Annotated in this window: 13 protein-coding genes, 1 tRNA gene, 2 rRNA genes and 1 pseudogene; 14 read left to right on the forward strand and 3 right to left on the reverse strand. The window is 46.3% G+C overall.

The features are described 5' to 3' along the window. Positions 1-47: 47 nt before the first annotated feature. The 11 genes from MKY35_RS00430 to MKY35_RS00480 all read left to right on the forward strand — a co-directional run bounded on the left by MKY35_RS00430 (position 48) and on the right by MKY35_RS00480 (position 10798). Positions 48-2975 (forward strand): 23S ribosomal RNA (locus tag MKY35_RS00430). Between the two features lie 151 nt (positions 2976-3126). Then, positions 3127-3243 (forward strand): 5S ribosomal RNA (rrf, locus tag MKY35_RS00435). Positions 3244-3589: 346 nt separating this feature from the next. After that, positions 3590-5047 carry an IMP dehydrogenase gene (gene guaB / locus MKY35_RS00440; RefSeq protein WP_013308172.1) on the forward strand — a complete coding sequence of 486 codons (1458 nt, stop codon included), beginning with the start codon at positions 3590-3592 and terminating at the stop codon, positions 5045-5047. Between the two features lie 336 nt (positions 5048-5383). Next, complete coding sequence (locus tag MKY35_RS00445) at positions 5384-6772, forward strand: D-alanyl-D-alanine carboxypeptidase family protein (RefSeq protein ID WP_322253035.1); 1389 nt, start codon at positions 5384-5386, stop codon at positions 6770-6772. Positions 6773-6925: 153 nt separating this feature from the next. Next, a complete protein-coding gene (gene pdxS, locus MKY35_RS00450; protein ID WP_025720037.1) occupies positions 6926-7807 on the forward strand; it encodes a pyridoxal 5'-phosphate synthase lyase subunit PdxS in 882 nt (293 codons plus the stop codon). A gap of 16 nt (positions 7808-7823) precedes the next feature. Continuing rightward, positions 7824-8390 (forward strand): pyridoxal 5'-phosphate synthase glutaminase subunit PdxT, encoded by a 567-nt coding sequence (gene pdxT, locus MKY35_RS00455; protein WP_029514961.1) that lies wholly within the window; start codon positions 7824-7826, stop codon positions 8388-8390. Between the two features lie 35 nt (positions 8391-8425). Beyond that, the gene (serS, locus tag MKY35_RS00460) at positions 8426-9709 is read left to right on the forward strand and encodes a serine--tRNA ligase (RefSeq protein ID WP_025720034.1); all 1284 of its coding nucleotides are present in this window, start codon (positions 8426-8428) and stop codon (positions 9707-9709) included. An 89-nt stretch (positions 9710-9798) separates the two neighbouring features. Next, positions 9799-9887, forward strand: a tRNA-Ser gene (locus MKY35_RS00465). 144 nt (positions 9888-10031) lie between these two features. Next, positions 10032-10373, forward strand: a complete 342-nt coding sequence (locus tag MKY35_RS00470; protein ID WP_029514958.1) for a hypothetical protein — start codon at positions 10032-10034, stop codon at positions 10371-10373. Between the two features lie 26 nt (positions 10374-10399). Next, positions 10400-10570 (forward strand): hypothetical protein, encoded by a 171-nt coding sequence (locus MKY35_RS00475; protein ID WP_007428073.1) that lies wholly within the window; start codon positions 10400-10402, stop codon positions 10568-10570. Between the two features lie 72 nt (positions 10571-10642). After that, positions 10643-10798 carry a small acid-soluble spore protein P gene (locus tag MKY35_RS00480; protein WP_029514956.1) on the forward strand — a complete coding sequence of 52 codons (156 nt, stop codon included), beginning with the start codon at positions 10643-10645 and terminating at the stop codon, positions 10796-10798. A 153-nt stretch (positions 10799-10951) separates the two neighbouring features. Here the strand turns inward: MKY35_RS00480 and MKY35_RS00485 are convergent. Then, positions 10952-12308: pseudogene (locus MKY35_RS00485) on the reverse strand (IS1182 family transposase); the annotation flags it as partial. 268 nt (positions 12309-12576) lie between these two features. Between MKY35_RS00485 and MKY35_RS00490 the strand changes: the two are divergent. After that, positions 12577-13641 (forward strand): hypothetical protein, encoded by a 1065-nt coding sequence (locus tag MKY35_RS00490; RefSeq protein WP_342445293.1) that lies wholly within the window; start codon positions 12577-12579, stop codon positions 13639-13641. An 87-nt stretch (positions 13642-13728) separates the two neighbouring features. Here the strand turns inward: MKY35_RS00490 and MKY35_RS00495 are convergent, their stop codons facing one another. Together MKY35_RS00495 and tadA are read right to left on the reverse strand one after the other, a co-directional pair. After that, positions 13729-14295 carry a GNAT family protein gene (locus MKY35_RS00495; protein WP_342445294.1) on the reverse strand — a complete coding sequence of 189 codons (567 nt, stop codon included), beginning with the start codon at positions 14293-14295 and terminating at the stop codon, positions 13729-13731. Positions 14296-14355: 60 nt separating this feature from the next. Continuing rightward, complete coding sequence (gene tadA, locus MKY35_RS00500; protein ID WP_342445295.1) at positions 14356-14856, reverse strand: tRNA adenosine(34) deaminase TadA; 501 nt, start codon at positions 14854-14856, stop codon at positions 14356-14358. Positions 14857-15184: 328 nt separating this feature from the next. On the opposite strand from tadA, the gene MKY35_RS00505 reads away from it, so the two are divergent. After that, positions 15185-17461, forward strand: a complete 2277-nt coding sequence (locus MKY35_RS00505) for a PAS domain S-box protein (protein ID WP_342445296.1) — start codon at positions 15185-15187, stop codon at positions 17459-17461. Positions 17462-17512: 51 nt separating this feature from the next. Beyond that, on the forward strand, positions 17513-18214 hold the full coding sequence (gene rluF, locus MKY35_RS00510; protein WP_029514947.1) for a 23S rRNA pseudouridine(2604) synthase RluF: 702 nt from the start codon (positions 17513-17515) through the stop codon (positions 18212-18214). Positions 18215-18227: the final 13 nt, after the last annotated feature.

Below are 18227 nucleotides of genomic sequence, written 5' to 3' on the forward strand. Positions count from 1 at the left end.
TGTTGAACCGAAATTCAAAGCAAATCGTATTTACGATGTAAATACTAGGTTAAGCTACAAAGAGCACACGGAGGATGCCTAGGCGCCAGGAGCCGACGAAGGACGTGGCGAACAACGATAAAGCCTCGGGGAGCTGTAAGCAAGCTTTGATCCGGGGATGTCCGAATGGGGAAACCCGGCTGTCTTCATCGACAGTCACTTTCTGCTGAATACATAGGCAGAATAGAGGCAGACCAGGGGAACTGAAACATCTAAGTACCCTGAGGAAGAGAAAACAATAGTGATTCCGTCAGTAGCGGCGAGCGAACGCGGATTAGCCCAAACCAAGGAGCTTGCTCCTTGGGGTTGTGGGACGTCTCACATGGAGTTACAAAGGAACCGGTTAGATGAAGAGGTCTGGAAAGGCCCGCCAGAGAAGGTAAAAGCCCTGTAGTTCAAAACTTGTTCTCTCCGAGACGGATCCCGAGTAGTGCGGGGCACGTGAAACCCCGTATGAATCCGGCAGGACCATCTGCCAAGGCTAAATACTCCCTGGCGACCGATAGTGAAGCAGTACCGTGAGGGAAAGGTGAAAAGCACCCCGGAAGGGGAGTGAAATAGATCCTGAAACCGTGTGCTTACAAGAAGTCAGAGCCCGATCTAGGGGTGATGGCGTGCCTTTTGTAGAATGAACCGGCGAGTTACGTTCCCGTGCAAGGTTAAGGTGAAGAGCTGAAGCCGCAGCGAAAGCGAGTCTGAATAGGGCGACTTGAGTACGTGGACGTAGACCCGAAACCGGGTGATCTACCCCTGTCCAGGGTGAAGGTGCGGTAACACGCACTGGAGGCCCGAACCCACGCATGTTGAAAAATGCGGGGATGAGGTGGGGGTAGCGGAGAAATTCCAATCGAACCCGGAGATAGCTGGTTCTCCCCGAAATAGCTTTAGGGCTAGCCTCGGAAAGAAGAATCGTGGAGGTAGAGCACTGATTGGGTGCGGGGCCCGCAAGGGTTACCAAGCTCAGTCAAACTCCGAATGCCATAGATTTAGTTCCGGGAGTCAGACAGTGAGTGCTAAGATCCATTGTCGAAAGGGAAACAGCCCAGACCATCAGCTAAGGTCCCCAAGTGTGTGTTAAGTGGGAAAGGATGTGGAGTTGCACAGACAACCAGGATGTTGGCTTAGAAGCAGCCACCATTGAAAGAGTGCGTAATAGCTCACTGGTCGAGTGACTCTGCGCCGAAAATGTAACGGGGCTAAACACACCACCGAAGCTATGGCTTGATGCTTGCATCAGGGGTAGGGGAGCGTTGAATGCGGGTTGAAGGTGTACCGTAAGGAGCGCTGGACTGCATTCAAGTGAGAATGCCGGTATGAGTAACGAAAAGATCTGTGAGAATCAGATCCGCCGAAAGCCTAAGGGTTCCTGAGGAAGGTTCGTCCGCTCAGGGTAAGTCGGGACCTAAGGCGAGGCCGATAGGCGTAGTCGAAGGACAACAGGTCGAAATTCCTGTACCACCGTAATCCGTTATGAGCGATGGGGTGACGCAGTAGGGTAGTGACGCGGACTGATGGATGTCCGTCTAAGCAGTGAGGCTGGTGTGTAGGCAAATCCGCACATCGTAAGGCTGGGCTGTGATGGGGAGCGAAAATTGTAGTAGCGAAGGTCATGATCTCAGACTGCCAAGAAAAGCCTCTAGCCAGGAGAAGGTGCCCGTACCGCAAACCGACACAGGTAGGCGAGAAGAGAATTCTAAGGCGCGCGGAAGAACTCTCGTTAAGGAACTCGGCAAAATGACCCCGTAACTTCGGGAGAAGGGGTGCCTCGGTAGGGTGAATAGCCCGAGGGGGCCGCAGTGAAAAGGCCCAAGCGACTGTTTAGCAAAAACACAGGTCTGTGCGAAGCCGCAAGGCGAAGTATACGGGCTGACGCCTGCCCGGTGCTGGAAGGTTAAGGGGAGTGGTAAGCCCTTCGGGGCGAAGCTATGAACCGAAGCCCCAGTAAACGGCGGCCGTAACTATAACGGTCCTAAGGTAGCGAAATTCCTTGTCAGGTAAATTCTGACCCGCACGAATGGCGTAACGACTTGGGCGCTGTCTCAACGAGAGATCCGGTGAAATTTTAATACCTGTGAAGATGCAGGTTACCCGCGACAAGACGGAAAGACCCCATGGAGCTTTACTGCAGCTTGATATTGAATTTGGGTACGATCTGTACAGGATAGGTGGGAGCCGTAGAACTTTGAGCGCCAGCTTGAAGGGAGGCATCCTTGGGATACCACCCTGATCGTATCTAGGTTCTAACTTGGTACCGTAATCCGGTGCGAGGACAGTGTCAGGTGGGCAGTTTGACTGGGGCGGTCGCCTCCTAAAGAGTAACGGAGGCGCCCCAAGGTTCCCTCAGAATGGTTGGAAATCATTCGAAGAGTGCAAAGGCAGAAGGGAGCTTGACTGCGAGACCTACAAGTCGAGCAGGGACGAAAGTCGGGCTTAGTGATCCGGTGGTACCGCATGGAAGGGCCATCGCTCAACGGATAAAAGCTACCCTGGGGATAACAGGCTTATCTCCCCCAAGAGTCCACATCGACGGGGAGGTTTGGCACCTCGATGTCGGCTCATCGCATCCTGGGGCTGAAGTAGGTCCCAAGGGTTGGGCTGTTCGCCCATTAAAGCGGTACGCGAGCTGGGTTCAGAACGTCGTGAGACAGTTCGGTCCCTATCTGTCGTGGGCGTAGGAAATTTGAGAGGAGCTGTCCTTAGTACGAGAGGACCGGGATGGACGTACCGCTGGTGTACCAGTTGTTCCGCCAGGAGCACCGCTGGGTAGCTATGTACGGAAGGGATAAGCGCTGAAAGCATCTAAGCGTGAAGCCCCCCTCAAGATGAGATTTCCCAGTATGTAAGACCCCTTGAAGACGACGAGGTAGATAGGTTGGGGGTGGAAGTGCAGTAATGCATGGAGCTGACCAATACTAATCGGTCGAGGGCTTATCCTAAGATAAAACGCAAATGAGTTTCGGATCCAGTTTTCAGGGTGTAACCTTGAAGGTATGTACAAGTGACATACGACAAGCGCATGGCTATTCATTCACACGATATGTGATGAACTGAATAACCGTACGATAGAATTTGCATAGCAAATTCATGTTTGGTGGCGATAGCGGAGGGGTTCCACACGTACCCATCCCGAACACGACCGTTAAGCCCTCCAGCGCCGATGGTACTTGGACCGCAGGGTCCTGGGAGAGTAGGACGTCGCCAAGCAACAAGTAAAGAGGACCATGATCTCAATGAGATCATGGTCCTCTTTGGTATATTACGGTGCAAACCACTTGTATAATTGCTTCTATGCTGCGCATTCAAAGAAGAGATACACCCTTGTGAATAGCTATTACTCTTAAATACGCTTATTTTTAAAGGTTGTCCTCCGTAGGAGTACAGTTGTTTGTACAGGGAAATACTAAAGGTTAGGGCTATTGTTGAAGGCTTGACACCCCTATACCGCTTTGCTAAGATTGCAATAATATATTTTCAGAGAGCCTTGATTTGTCCATGTCGGACAGACAACAAGACCAATACAGACTAAACAATTTGAAGGAGGATCATCTTGGTGTGGGAAGATAAATTCGGTAAGGAAGGCCTTACCTTTGACGATGTTTTACTGGTACCTCGCAAGTCGGTGGTTCTGCCCAAAGAAGTAAGCGTGGCGACTCGTTTGAGTGATAACGTAAAGCTGAATATTCCTTTGATGAGTGCTGGTATGGATACTGTTACTGAGGCAGTGTTGGCAATCGCGATGGCTCGTGAGGGCGGTATCGGTATTATTCATAAAAATATGTCGATTGAACAGCAAGCGGTAGAGGTGGATCGGGTTAAACGTTCTGAGAGCGGTGTTATCACCAATCCATTCTCATTGACTCCGGATCATTTGGTATCCGATGCCGAAGCAGTTATGGGTAAATACCGTATTTCTGGTGTACCTGTTGTAAACGAAGAAAACAAACTGGTGGGTATTATTACCAACCGCGATCTTCGCTTTATTCACGATTTTAACCTTAAAATCAGTGAAGTCATGACGAAGGAAGAACTGGTAACTGCACCTGTAGGTACGACTTTACAGGAAGCGGAAGTCATTTTGCAAAAGCATAAGATTGAAAAGCTCCCATTGGTCGATGATGAAAATTATCTCAAAGGTCTTATCACCATTAAAGATATTGAGAAAGCTATTCAATTTCCGAACGCAGCGAAAGATGCACAAGGTCGTCTTCTGGTCGGTGCGGCTGTTGGTATTTCCAAGGATACATTTGATCGGACTGAAGCACTTGTAAAAGCGGGTGTGGATATGATTGTTGTGGACTCTGCTCACGGCCATCATATTAACATCATTGAAGCGGTCCGCAAGCTGCGTGAAGCTTATCCTGATCTGACGATTGTAGCAGGTAATGTAGCTACTGGAGACGGAACGCGCGAATTGATTGAAGCAGGAGCATCGGTCGTAAAAGTCGGTATTGGTCCAGGCTCCATCTGTACAACACGCGTAATTGCAGGGATAGGTGTTCCACAGGTAACAGCAATTTATGATTGTGCAACAGTAGCACGTGAATATAATATTCCTATTATTGCAGACGGCGGTATTAAATACTCCGGTGAAATTACAAAAGCCATTGCGGCAGGCGCTTCTGCGGTAATGCTGGGAAGTCTTTTTGCAGGTACGGAAGAAAGCCCGGGCGAATCTGAAATTTATCAAGGACGCCGCTTCAAAGTATATCGCGGTATGGGCTCTATGGCTGCGATGAAGCAAGGTAGTAAAGATCGTTATTTTCAAGATGACGACAAGAAATTGGTACCGGAAGGCATCGAAGGACGCGTTGCTTATAAAGGACCACTTTCCGACACTGTTCATCAGCTGTTGGGCGGTCTTCGTTCCGGTATGGGTTATTGTGGTACAGCTAATATTGAAGAGCTTCGTAACGATACAAGCTTTATCCGTATTACAGGCGCTGGTCTGCGTGAGAGCCATCCGCATGATGTGCAAATTACGAAAGAAGCACCAAACTACTCTCTATAAAGTTCGGCTGTAGTAGACTTGACGACAGGCAGAGCGTATTTCGCTCTGCCTGTCTTTTTTTAGAGATACCCCTGTGATAGAATAGACAAGTGTCCGCCTTTATAACGAAATTATTGATGAATTAGGACACGTAGGTCTTTTGGACGATTCCTACTAGTGAAGAAGATTTGAGCAGAAAATGCTCATGACAGGATACAACTAAGAAAGCGAAATAAAACGAAATGAAACTGGATTTTAACACTAAAACATTAATTACATTGGCCGAGTAGAGGCTGTAACCACCGTCTCGTTATACATAGCGGATCGGGTTGAGGTACGAGAGGAGTTTGTATTCATTTGAAAGCGAACAATTTAAAACGAAATACAAAACGTAGCATGATTAAAAAGAGTGTGACTGCAGTCATGGTGCTCAATATGATGTATATGTCGGCATTGCCTGTTGTAGGCAATTTCGATCCGAGCGTGGCTACTTTTGCAGCTGGAGCAGCAACACAGGCAACCAATATTACGGGGACAGGTTCTATTACCCCCCCTAGTCTGGCACTACGTTCGGCCATTTTGGTCGAGCCTTCCACTGGGCAAGTATTACTGTCTATGAATCCAGATGAACCACTTCCACCAGCAAGTATGACTAAAATGATGACAGAATACATCGTGGCTGAACAGGTTAAGCAAGGTAAACTCAAGTGGACGGATAAGGTTACGGTTAACGAGAATGCTTCTAAGAGCATTGGATCACGTATTTTTTTGGCTCAAGGGGATCAACATACGGTAGAAGAGCTTTATATTGCAATGGCGGTAGGTTCTGCTAATGATGCAACAGTAGCCCTTGCTGAACGCGTATCCGGAACTGAGCAGGATTTTGTAAAACTAATGAATGAAACAGCTCAGAAAATGGGCATGAAAAATACGTATTTTATCAACTCGACTGGTTTGGACCGTGGTGATATGCCGAAAGGCTTCCAGCCGGATACAGACCGGGAAACGGTGATGACAGCCAGAGATGCAGCTACTCTGGCTGGTTACATCATTAAAGATCATCCGGATTACACACGATTCACAACAATTCAATCTTACAAATTCCGTCCTACTGACAAGGCGCCGCTTATTAACATTAACTGGATGCTAGAAGCAAACAAAAATATTACTAACTTTAGAAAGTTTGCTTACCCAGGTTTAGACGGGATGAAAACAGGCCATACGGCCAATGCTGGCAACTGTTTTACAGGAACCGCTGAGCGCAATGGAATGCGTCTCATCAGTGTAGTTATGGGAGCTGATTCAGATGCACACCGTTTTACAGAGACAGCTAAAGTGCTGAACTATGGTTTTGATAATTTTGAAGTGAAGCAGGTTATTGCCCCAAAGACGGTGGTTAAGGGTGTTGAGAATGTGCCAGTGACCAAAGGTACGGAAACAGAAGTGCCGATCGTTACAAAAGATGCAGTAAGTTTTATCGTACCCAAGGGTGCGAGCAATCCCAAGGTAACCTTTACAACGAACATTACACCAGCAAGCTCTCTTGTAGCACCTTTGAAGCAAGGGGCCAAAGTCGGAACCATTACGTACACGTACAAGACAGACGGTGTGGATAAAGGGCAGACGAAAACCGTTGATCTGGTTACTACGACGGCAGTAGAAGAGGGCGGCTGGTTCCGAATGCTTTTCCGGGCAATCGGTGATTTCTTCGGAGATCTGTTCCAAGGAATTAAGAATCTCTTCTAAATAAGCAAAGCTAAGCAACCTAATAAGCAAAGCTAAGCGACCTACCTTGTTTTTCATTACTTATTTTGCAGCTTGAAATGATTGTGTATTTGGCATTCGTGCGGTAAAATATTTAGTTAGAATCTAAACGTAACCCTTACAGGAGGCAACGACATGGAAACGGGAACTTCGCGTGTAAAAAGAGGTATGGCAGAGATGCAAAAAGGTGGCGTAATCATGGATGTCATGAACGCTGAGCAGGCTAAAATTGCAGAGGCAGCAGGAGCTACAGCTGTAATGGCTCTTGAACGGGTACCTTCGGATATCCGTGCAGCTGGTGGGGTTGCTCGTATGGCTGACCCAACGATTGTGGAAGAAGTTATGAAGGTTGTTTCTATTCCTGTTATGGCTAAGGCTCGCATCGGTCACTTTGTAGAGGCAAAGGTACTGGAATCTCTCGGTGTTGACTATCTCGATGAGAGCGAAGTATTGACACCTGCGGATGAAGTTTTCCATATTGATAAGCGGGAGTTCACCGTTCCATTTGTTTGTGGAGCCAAGGATCTGGGAGAAGCGCTGCGTCGCATTGGTGAGGGTGCATCTATGATCCGTACGAAGGGTGAACCGGGAACTGGGAATATTGTTGAGGCCGTTCGTCATATGCGTTTTATCAATGGTCAAATTCGCAAGGTGCAAAACTTGTCGAAGGACGAGCTGTATGCAGAAGCGAAAAACCTCGGTGTTGCATATGAACTGCTGTTAGAAGTGCATGAGCTTGGCAAGCTGCCAGTGGTTAACTTTGCAGCGGGTGGTGTAGCAACACCTGCTGATGCCGCGTTAATGATGCATTTAGGCGCTGATGGCGTCTTTGTAGGTTCTGGTATTTTCAAGTCGGATAGCCCTGAGAAGTTTGCACGGGCAATCGTGGAAGCGACCACTCATTATACGGATTACAAGCTGATCGCAGAAGTCTCCAAGAATTTGGGAACTCCTATGAAAGGCATTGAAATTTCCAAACTGGCACCGCATGAGCGCATGCAGGATCGTGGTTGGTAAGAAAGAAGGGACCGGCATGAAAATAGGTGTATTGTCGCTGCAAGGCGCTGTAGCTGAACATATACGAAGCGTTGAACGTGCGGGTGCGGAAGGTATAGCGGTGAAGAAGATCGAACAGCTCGATGAGCTGTCCGGTCTTATCATTCCCGGTGGTGAAAGTACCACTATCGGTAAGCTAATGCGCAAGTATGACTTTATAGAGGCTATACGTCAGTTTTCCAATCAAGGCAAGCCTGTATTTGGCACTTGCGCAGGATTGATTGTACTGGCTAAAACGATTCAAGGACAGGAAGAAGCACATTTGGGACTCATGGATATTACAGTATCGCGTAATGCATTTGGTCGCCAAAGAGAGAGCTTTGAAACAGACTTGAACATTAAAGGGATTGAGGAACCGGTTCGTGCCGTATTTATACGCGCACCATTAATACAGTCTGTTGGAACGGGAGTAGATGTGCTGTCTGAGTATAACGGCGAGATCGTGGCAGCCCGTCAGGGTCATTTGCTGGCTTCATCCTTCCATCCGGAGTTAACAGACGATTACCGGTTACATCAATATTTTGTGGATATGGTCCGCGAATAGTGAAAGTCAGGTTTGTAGTGTAGGAGGGATTACCTGTGTTAGATATAAAGATTTTACGTAATGAGCTTGGTCGGGTTGAGAAAGCTTTGCAGAACAGGGGAAAATCTCTGGATCTGATTAATGGTTTTACAGATCTGGATGTAAGCCGTCGTGAGTTACTTCAGGAAAGTGAAGGGCTCAAAAATCGTCGGAACGTGGTATCCGGTGAAGTAGCCAAGTTGAAGAAGAATAAGGAAAATGCGGATGATCTTATTGCAGAAATGCGTCAAGTCTCCGATCGTATCAAAGAATTAGATGAGCAAGTACGCGAACTGGAAGTTCAGATCGACGAACTGGTGATGTCTATTCCGAATATTCCCAATGAAACAGTACCTGTTGGCGCATCGGAAGAGGATAATGTAGAAATCCGTCGCTGGTCGGAGCCGCGCGAGTTTTCTTTTACACCCAAAGCGCATTGGGAGTTGGCTCAGGATCTAGATATTCTTGATTTTGAAGCAGCAGCCAAGGTAACGGGTTCTCGTTTTACGTTCTACAAAGGACTGGGAGCAAGACTAGAACGTGCGCTGATTAACTTTATGATGGATCTGCACAGCAGTGAGCATGGTTATGAAGAAATGCTTCCTCCATACATCGTAAATCGGGACAGCTTGTACGGAACGGGCCAACTTCCGAAGTTTGAAGAAGATTTGTTCAAGCTGCGTGATACGGAGTATTATCTCATTCCTACGGCTGAAGTTCCGGTAACGAACTACCACCGTGAAGAGATCATGAATGCGGAGCAGCTTCCGAAATATTATGTGGCATACAGCTCATGCTTTCGCTCGGAGGCAGGATCAGCGGGACGTGATACACGTGGCCTGATCCGTCAGCATCAGTTCAATAAAGTAGAGATGCTTAAGCTGGTTCACCCGGATACCTCTTATGAGGAATTGGAGAAAATGACGAATAACGCTGAGCGTGTTTTACAGCTGCTCGGACTTCCATATCGTGTGCTGGCACTTTGCACGGGAGATATGGGTTTTACGTCTGCCAAAACGTACGATCTGGAAGTATGGTTGCCTGAGAGTGGCATGTACCGCGAGATTTCTTCTTGTTCAAACACAGAAGACTTCCAAGCGCGTCGTGCGAACATCCGGTTTCGTCCAGATTCAAAGGCGAAGCCTGAATTTGTACATACGCTGAACGGTTCAGGATTGGCTGTAGGACGGACTGTGGCTGCTATTTTGGAGAACTATCAGCAAGAGGATGGAAGCATCGTGATCCCAGAAGTACTGCGTTCATACATGCGAGGCATTGAGGTTATTGCTCCTAAACAGTAAGTATTGCATTCTTAGAAATTCTGTGGTAAAATAATTTTGTTGCGCCTGAGTGTGTTTAAAAGGGAAGCAGCTTTATCCATTTACCACCTGGAGAGGTACCGAAGCGGTCATAACGGGGCGGTCTTGAAAACCGTTAGAGTGCAAGCTCACATGGGTTCGAATCCCATCCTCTCCGCCATATTATAAATAAACCAAGCCATTCAAATACGATAGCTGGTACATTGGCCTTTAGATGCTAATGATCAGGAATCGTGGAGAATGGTTTTTTTGTTGTATAAAAAGCTCGGTTTTTTCACACGTTATCAGATATGGAGGTGCTGGCATGAATCGAGAAATGACAGTAGATCAGCAAAAGCTGGTAGAGGCCTGGCAGGAACAACTGCCGATTCTTTTGAATTCAGGGGATAAATCGCAGGTACAGGCAGATGAAGCTGACAACCGGGCAATACGAATCCACATCGAGGTAGAAGGCCGACAAATGTACTCCTTTGATTTTGCATGTACTTATGTAGATTCCCGGGAAGTGCAGGTTAGCTTAGTCGATGTAGAGCGGGATGGACAGTCTGTAGATGAACGAACAGATATCATTCAACAGCTGGTGTCCGATTATACTCGGCATATTCACCAATGTGCCCAGACATTACAGTCATTGACGCATTCGTAGTATGAAGGAATGAGGAGGAAGGCTACATGACAAAAGCCAAAAACGGACTGGATAAAAACCTGTCTAACATTGTTGATGATTTGGAGCAACGTCCAGTGAATAGTCATCAGGCACAGCAAGTGCAGCAGGATCGTAATGATCGCCGTCATCAGGATTCACTAAACCACGATAAAACAGAAGATCTACACCATCTATAGTCCTATTTTTAATGGTAATAAACGGATTTGTTGATGTACCACAAATATAGACTGAGAATGGAGGATGCATAAATGGGCAAGCCTAAAGCCATTCCTGTCCCTGAAGCACAGGATTCTGGTGGAAGTAACGAAAAGCGTGAGCGTAGTCATCAGCAGGAGCCGTTATCTGGTTCCAAGAAGGTGAAACAGCGGAATCACGTGGATCATCATAACAGAGAAGGTTCATAAGCAGGAAGACCTTTCTCCTAAAAATATATTGCATCGATAGTACACCCTGGTTAGAGAACCAGGGTGTCAGATTGTCGAGAACCCCGTCATTTTGAGACGTGGGTTTCTTTTTTGCATTATAATGCTCTGGTCTCTGGGGAAACAGGGGAGTTTACCCTGTTTTTCCAGGCGATCCAGGTGGATTGCCATCTTCTTCATGTTCTGCACGGCTGCCGTCATAAGGGCTTGTTCCCTGACGTTTGGAAGACCGCGCAAACGGCAATAGCGAAACCCATGGAGCTCTTTGGCATCCGCGAAGCTTCGCTCAATCGTCTCTTTTCGTTTGCGGTACAGTTTTTTACCGGATAGGCTCAACCGGTTGCTCCGTACCCACTCTTTGCTGTCTTCCCAGACATGCCGAGTCACCACTTTGCGGTGGTTTTGAGACTGGGTACACTGGTTCAGCAACGGGCAATGCTGACACTGTGCTGGGTCAGAGGCATACTGCCGATATCCCTTACGGTCCGTCGTCCGGTAGGGCAGTTCTTGTTGGGCCGGGCATCTATACATATTGCGTTTGGCATCGTATTCAAACTTCCATTTTGGGAATAGTCCTTGTCTGGGATGGAATCTTCGGTGAGCAATCACGGCAAAAATCTTTCGGTTTTGTAAACCTCGACAAATCGGCGTCGTTAAATAACCTGAGTCTAGTGCCACGGCTTCTACTTGAAAACCAAAACGTTCCCGTTGGCGGTCCAAACGGGACAAATAGGGGACGGAATCATGTACATTTCCCGGTGTCACATGCACATCGGTAATGAGATTGTACTTCATATCCACCGTTCGGTGGTCCAGATAGAAGAAGCCTTCGGGCTTGCCATCACGGATCATATAGCCGCTGTCCGGGTCGGTTTTGCTTACTTTTATTTCTTTTTCTTCGTTCACTTCCTCTCGAGATTTTAACGCTTTTTTCCGTGGTTTCTCCGGTCATCCTTCACCGCTTCGTTAAGCTCGTCCATATAGTCTTTGGTATTCTGCAATACTTGCTCTTTGGTGTACTTATGTTTATTGGCATTGGCCTTGAGGTGGGTGGAATCGGTCATGAGAACACGCCCGCCCACCATTCGGTGAGAGATCGCCTACAGTACAATTTCATCGAAGATATCTTGAAAGATCGTGGTGTCTTTAAAGCGTGTACGGCGATTCCAGCTAATCGTCGTATGGTCCGGAACTTTATCGGTTAAGCCCAGCCCCAGAAACCAACGATAGGCCAAGTTCGTCTGAATTTCACGCTCGAGTTGCCGTTCTGAGCGAATGCCATAGAAATAACCGAGGAAAATCATTTTAAACAATACGGTAGGATCAATGGCAGGACGCCCGTTGTCCACACAATACAGCGGGCTTACCTTCTCATGAATAAAGGAGAAGTCTATATATGTATCCACTTTGCGGAGCAAATGATCTTGGGGAACCAGTTCTTCCAGAGAAACAATTCAAAAGATTGTTGTTTGTCTTGATTAGGTCGAAGCATATCAACACCGTCCGTTCTATACAATAGTTACCTATATTATAAAACATTAACGCGGTGTCGTCTTAAATAAAATTAACATAAAAGAAGCTGTCGAGACTTTCTCGACAGCCTGACACCCTGGTTAGAGAACCAGGGTGTCTTTGTGCTTATTGTAAGGGATTTTCCAATAAGTGTTCCATTGCCTGTGGGTATACGCTAAAATGGAGGGGTGTGTATTTTTTGATAGTATTATAAAAGGGGTTAATTACGAGAGGAGAGAATCTACACAATGAGTAAAAAGTTATCTGTCTTGACACTCACTATGGTGTTGCTTTTGACGGTAGCCTTGGTCGGTTGCAGTAAGAAGGACGAATTAAAGGGAGCCATTACAAATGGCACTGCTAATGTAACGAAGTTGAGTTCTTATGAGTTGAAAAGCCAATTCAAAATTAAAGATCTGTCTATTTCATCGAATTCACTTCCAGCTATTCAAAGTGCGTTTATAACCGGTACTTTAAAAGATGCGGATATTACACTGGACGGTGTGTACCAAAAAGAGCCGTTACAATCTGAGATGACGCTGGGTATCCATCTAAAGGGTAATTATTCTACTCCATATACGATTCCTATGGTTGTGACAAAAGACAAGCTGTATGTGAAGCTTCCTGATCTTCCTTTATACAGGATTCCGAAAACAGCTATAGGTAAGTTCCTGGAGATTGATCCAAAGGAGCTCGTAGAGCAGTCTGGAGGCAAATTTAATCCTGAGATCATGGATCCTGCACAGGTCCAAAAGTTAGTATCTGAACTTGTAAGCGCCTTACTCTCTGAGTATGATCAAGCTACGTATTTCTTTGATATTGATCCTAAAGATGCTAAACTGCCACAAGGCGTTGAAGCTAAACAGGTAGTTCAATTTAAAGTAACGAACGATAATTTGAAGCAAGCAGCAGGTACATTTATTACTAAGGCGCTTCCTAAGGCTATTGATGTTATTTCTAAAGACGAATATGCTAGCATGCTTCAAGTGAACAAAGAAAAACTGGCTGAAACGAAGAAAAAACTGCAATCCAATACCAGTGAAGTCAGTAAGAAGTTAAATAATCTGACTTTGAAACAGTTTGACATTAACACAGCATTGAACAAGAATGATATTCCTATGTACCAAGATTTAAATGCAAATGTGGAATGGAATGATCCAACAACCAAAGACAATGTGAAATTGTTTGTAACAGGCTATATGCAATACAGCAAAATCAATGAAAAAGCAACATTTAAAGTGGGTATTCCAACAGATGATCAAGTCCTGACGATGGAACAACTGCAACAAAAAATACAAACTGTTGCTCCTTAAGTATGGGATAACATGATTGCAAGAAAACCGCTCGGCATAGGCCGGGCGGTTTTTTGTTTACTTTTAATGTTGTCCCTGTACAGTCATTTAGCTCTGCCACACGTCATCCTCGGCTAAAAGTCCAAACATCTGGTGATCCTGCCATGTGCCCTGAATCTGTACAAGCTTGCGAGCAATGCCTTCTGGTTGAAAGCCGCATTTTTTTAATACACGTTGTGAGCGATCATTATGCAAAAGAGTACCCGCTTGGAGACGATGTAGAGATAAGGCACGAAAGGCATATTGTATGATCAACTTTAAGGCAGCGGTCATATGCCCGTTACCCTGTTCATGATGATCCATCATGTAGCCGATATCAGCGAATTGTCCAACTCCACGTACTAGATTGGAAATGGAGATATAACCGATGAGCCGTTCTTCCTTTAAGAGAAAGATACCGAATACGTAACCTCGATCTTCTTCGGCTTGCCGCAATTTCTGTCGGATGTATTCCTGTTGTTTCTCTAATGTGAAAAATGAATCCTCGTAAAGCGACTCATAAGGCGCATGAGAATCCCTATTTCGGTGCCTAAGGGCGAGAAGGGCTTCGCTATCCGCCAAACTAAATGGCCGTAAAAAGATACCTTGAGGCGTATTATACAAGCTCATAGGCATGAGGCGATCTCCTTCCATGGGGAATTAGCAATGAGATGAAGTATTTTGGACTTTTTCTCCTCAGAATGAAGACGGGGGAGGAGACAATTTGGCTGCCGCTCTTTTTTGCCGCAGATGTCGAAAGAAGTTCGTTAGCAGCGAGGCACATTCCTCCTGCAGTACACCACTAGTTACTTCTGTACAATGATTGAACCGAGGCTCCTGTAATAAATTCATCAGCGTGCCTGCGCAGCCTGCCTTGGGATCTGTAGTGCCGTATATCAAATGGGGAACCCGTGATTGCACAATGGCTCCGGCGCACATTGGACACGGCTCCAGAGTGACATACAGCCTACAATCCAGCAGGCGCCAGGCACCTAAGTGCTCACTGGCCTGACGAATGGCGACCATCTCTGCATGTGCGGTTGGGTCAGCATCCGTCTCGCGCAAATTGTAGCCGCGACCGATGATTTCATTATCTTTTACGATGACAGCCCCGATGGGGACTTCACCTAACGTTTCTGCCTTATACGCTTCCAGAATGGCTTCTTTCATCCAATAGGCGTGATCCATGGTGGTCACTGGGAAAATGCTCCTTTCAAAACGCGGAATTATCCAACGAACAAATATTCCGTTGTTAACATGATGTGAATAAAATTGTGGATAACAAGGTACTTGTCCACAGGTTTATCCACAGTTTATAATAAAATCTGTGTATTTGTGGACTACCTGTGGATGATTATCTTTTATATTGTAGGCAAATCCTCGTCTATTGACAATACTGTACACAAGGTGTGTATTTATGTATATCCGGTAAATGTAAATGCTGGTATCACAGGCGCTATTACGGTATCATTGAGTTAGCAATTCCCAGTAATCGCCAGCATGCGGCAAGAGGTGAGAAATCAGTGTGTCGATAAAAATCAGAATAACGATCATTTTGTCGGGGTCCGTCCTGTTTATCCTTTTATTAAACATCGCACTTAATTATTACACGACCCATGAAAACCTAAGAAGTGACAGTGAAACTAAAATGGTTCTGACGGCTAAAATTATTGGAGGAGCTATCGAACAAACCCAACATAGCTGGGAGGCCGTTGACAAACAGCTCGGATATAATCTGTGGCTTTCTGCCACGTTGGCTGCCAATCAGCTCGATCCTGACATTCGAAATATTCAGCAGGAACAGCTTCAAAAGGTGGCCTCACTCCACAGAGATACTAATATTTCCTTGATGATTCGAGACGGGCAGGGGTATAAGGTTGTTAAATCCTCGGATCCTAAAGAAGTAACGCCATCCGATCCATTGACAGGATATTGGAAAAATGCAGTTGACCAATTATATGAGCACGGACAGGCTGCAATGGTGCAAGGTCAGAAACTGGATCATTTTTGGACGGGGTCATTTGACTACACCGGTTCAGACTCCTCAGATATTAACAAATGGGGATTTTATTATGATCAAAAACGTAACTACTTAATTCGAATTTCCTTTCAGGATACTTCAGTACAAAATTTCATAACCATCCTGAGCCCCGATGAGATCGTAAAGCAAACTCAACAAGTGGATTATCGCATCATGGAGATTACAGGAATTAACCCTGCAACCTTTGGTGGCGCTTCGATGGACAAGAACGGGAACGATTCGAAATACTATTACATGTACAACAAACCGATCCAATTCGGCACGTATCAACTAACAAGGGTGCAGGAAGATCGTTTGGCCGTGTCCAGAGCTATCCTCTCGGGGGAGAGTATTGTACAAGACTGCTATATTAAAGGTGAGCGGGTTCTCGTCAGTTACATACCTTTTTATCCGGCTAATCGTGATGCCTATGTTATCCGTATTGTTATGAATTATGATACGATCACTTCTGTTATTTCCAAGCAATTGATAAGTTTAATTGCCATTTCCATTGTCCTTTTAGAGGTTGTGATCATTGGAAGCTATGTGCTGGCAAGTCTGTTTGTCCGCCCAATTCAGTCGATTCTGGGGAAAGTGAATGAGATGGCTGACGGTCATTTTGATACACGGCTAGAAATAAAAGGTGGTCATGAGCTTGCACAGTTGGGTGAACGCATCAATGCGATGGCCTACAACCTAGGGATGTACACGAGAAGACTCGAGCAGATGTATGAAGAGAACCGTTCTGTAAAGGAACATCTAGAATCGGTTATTAATCAGACAGCAGATGCGATTCATGTAACCGACGAGGAGGATCGCGTCGTTCGGGTCAATCATGCCTTTGAAGCTTTGTACGGCTGGACCAAGAAAGAATTGGTTGGTCGTAAGTTGGAATTTGTACCTCCACAGCAACAGGAGGAATATGAATTTCAGAAGAAGAGCCTGCTTCAGGGAGAGAGCATCGTATCAAGTGAGTCCCTTAGAATGCGGAAGGATGGAAGTACAGTAGAGATTAGTATGAGCACATCGCCTATTCTGGATGAAGAAGGCCAGATTTTGGGGTTTATCTGCGTGTCGCGTGATATCACGGGTCGCAACCGGATGGAGGAGTTGTTGCGCAGATCAGAGAAACTGACAACCGTCGGGCAACTGGCGGCAGGCGTAGCGCATGAGATTCGTAATCCGCTAACCACGCTACGTGGCTTTCTCCAACTACAGCAGCAAAATCAAGTGTTGAATATGAAACACAACGATATTATGATGTCTGAGCTGGATCGCATTAATTTGATCGTTAGCGAGTTTTTAATACTGGCGAAGCCACAGGCAGTGCATTTTCAGAAAAAAGATGTTCGTTATATTGTGAGCGACGTGATTTCTTTACTAGATAGTCAGGCGCATCTGCTGGGCATTGTATTCAACCTTCAGGTCACGGACGAGCCTGCCCTGGTATACGCTGAAGAAAATCAGTTAAAGCAAGTATTCATTAATTTACTTAAAAATAGCATGGAGGCTATGAGTAAAGGTGGCATCATCACGATTCATTTGTTCTTGGAGGGAGAAAACGTTAAAATCTTCATACGGGACCAGGGAGCGGGTATTCCCGCAGAAATGCTGTCCAAGTTGGGAGAACCTTTTTTCACAAACAAAGAAACAGGTACAGGACTAGGACTTATGGTCAGCCAGCGTATTATACAGAGTCATAAAGGCACACTGGATATTGAAAGCACAGAGGGAGAGGGAACGACAGCCCTGGTGCAGCTTCCGATTGCCAAGCCGGAGTAACGGGCTGGGGCGCAGGAGTAAGTGTGTTAGTAGAAATGGAGGGTACACAGGTTGCGCATTAACAAGTTTATCAGCGAAACCGGTTTTTGCTCGCGCCGGGAGGCAGACAAGCTGGTAGAGAGCGGTCGCGTGACGATTAACGGCGAAGTGGCTGTGCTGGGTAGTCAAGCGGAAGAAGGCGATGATGTTCGCGTGAACGGCAAGCCACTGCGCGATAAGTCTGATCACGTCTATATTGCATTGAACAAACCGGTGGGCATTACAAGTACAACGGAGAGCCACATTAGAGGCAATGTTGTTGATTTTGTGGGGCACCCGCAGCGGATATTCCCGATTGGACGCCTGGATAAGGATTCGGAAGGTCTCATTTTACTTACCAACGATGGAGACATTGTGAATAAGATTCTACGGGCAGAAGGCAAGCATGAGAAAGAATATATTGTAACAGTGGATCGCCCTGTCGTACCGTCTTTTGTGCAGGGCATGTCTAGCGGGGTGAAAATACTCGGTCAGCGGACGCTACCTTGTGAGGTGACGCGTGTATCTGAGTATGTATTCCGTATTATCCTGACTGAAGGGAAAAATCGTCAGATCCGGCGTATGTGTGCAGCCTTCGGTTATGAAGTTAAAAAACTGCAAAGGCTGCGAATCATGAATATTCGGTTGGGGTCTCTTCAGAAAGGTGCCTGGCGTGATCTGACAGAGGCTGAGAAGCTGGAGCTTGGTCAGATGCTCGATTATACGCTTAGCTAATGCCAGAGGGGCT

The sequence above is a fragment of the Paenibacillus sp. FSL L8-0638 genome (assembly GCF_038593075.1).
GTDB lineage: Bacteria > Bacillota > Bacilli > Paenibacillales > Paenibacillaceae > Paenibacillus > Paenibacillus polymyxa_D.

What these genes read in the sequence shown, in the direction of transcription:
- pdxS (WP_025720037.1), top strand. Translation starts at nt 6,926, where the DNA reads ATGGAAACGGGAACTTCGCGTGTAAAAAGAGGTATGGCAGAGATGCAA.
- pdxT (WP_029514961.1), top strand. Translation starts at nt 7,824, where the DNA reads ATGAAAATAGGTGTATTGTCGCTGCAAGGCGCTGTAGCTGAACATATA.
- MKY35_RS00470 (WP_029514958.1), top strand. Translation starts at nt 10,032, where the DNA reads ATGAATCGAGAAATGACAGTAGATCAGCAAAAGCTGGTAGAGGCCTGG.
- MKY35_RS00475 (WP_007428073.1), top strand. Translation starts at nt 10,400, where the DNA reads ATGACAAAAGCCAAAAACGGACTGGATAAAAACCTGTCTAACATTGTT.
- MKY35_RS00480 (WP_029514956.1), top strand. Translation starts at nt 10,643, where the DNA reads ATGGGCAAGCCTAAAGCCATTCCTGTCCCTGAAGCACAGGATTCTGGT.
- MKY35_RS00490 (WP_342445293.1), top strand. Translation starts at nt 12,577, where the DNA reads ATGAGTAAAAAGTTATCTGTCTTGACACTCACTATGGTGTTGCTTTTG.
- MKY35_RS00495 (WP_342445294.1), bottom strand. Translation starts at nt 14,295, where the DNA reads ATGCCTATGAGCTTGTATAATACGCCTCAAGGTATCTTTTTACGGCCA.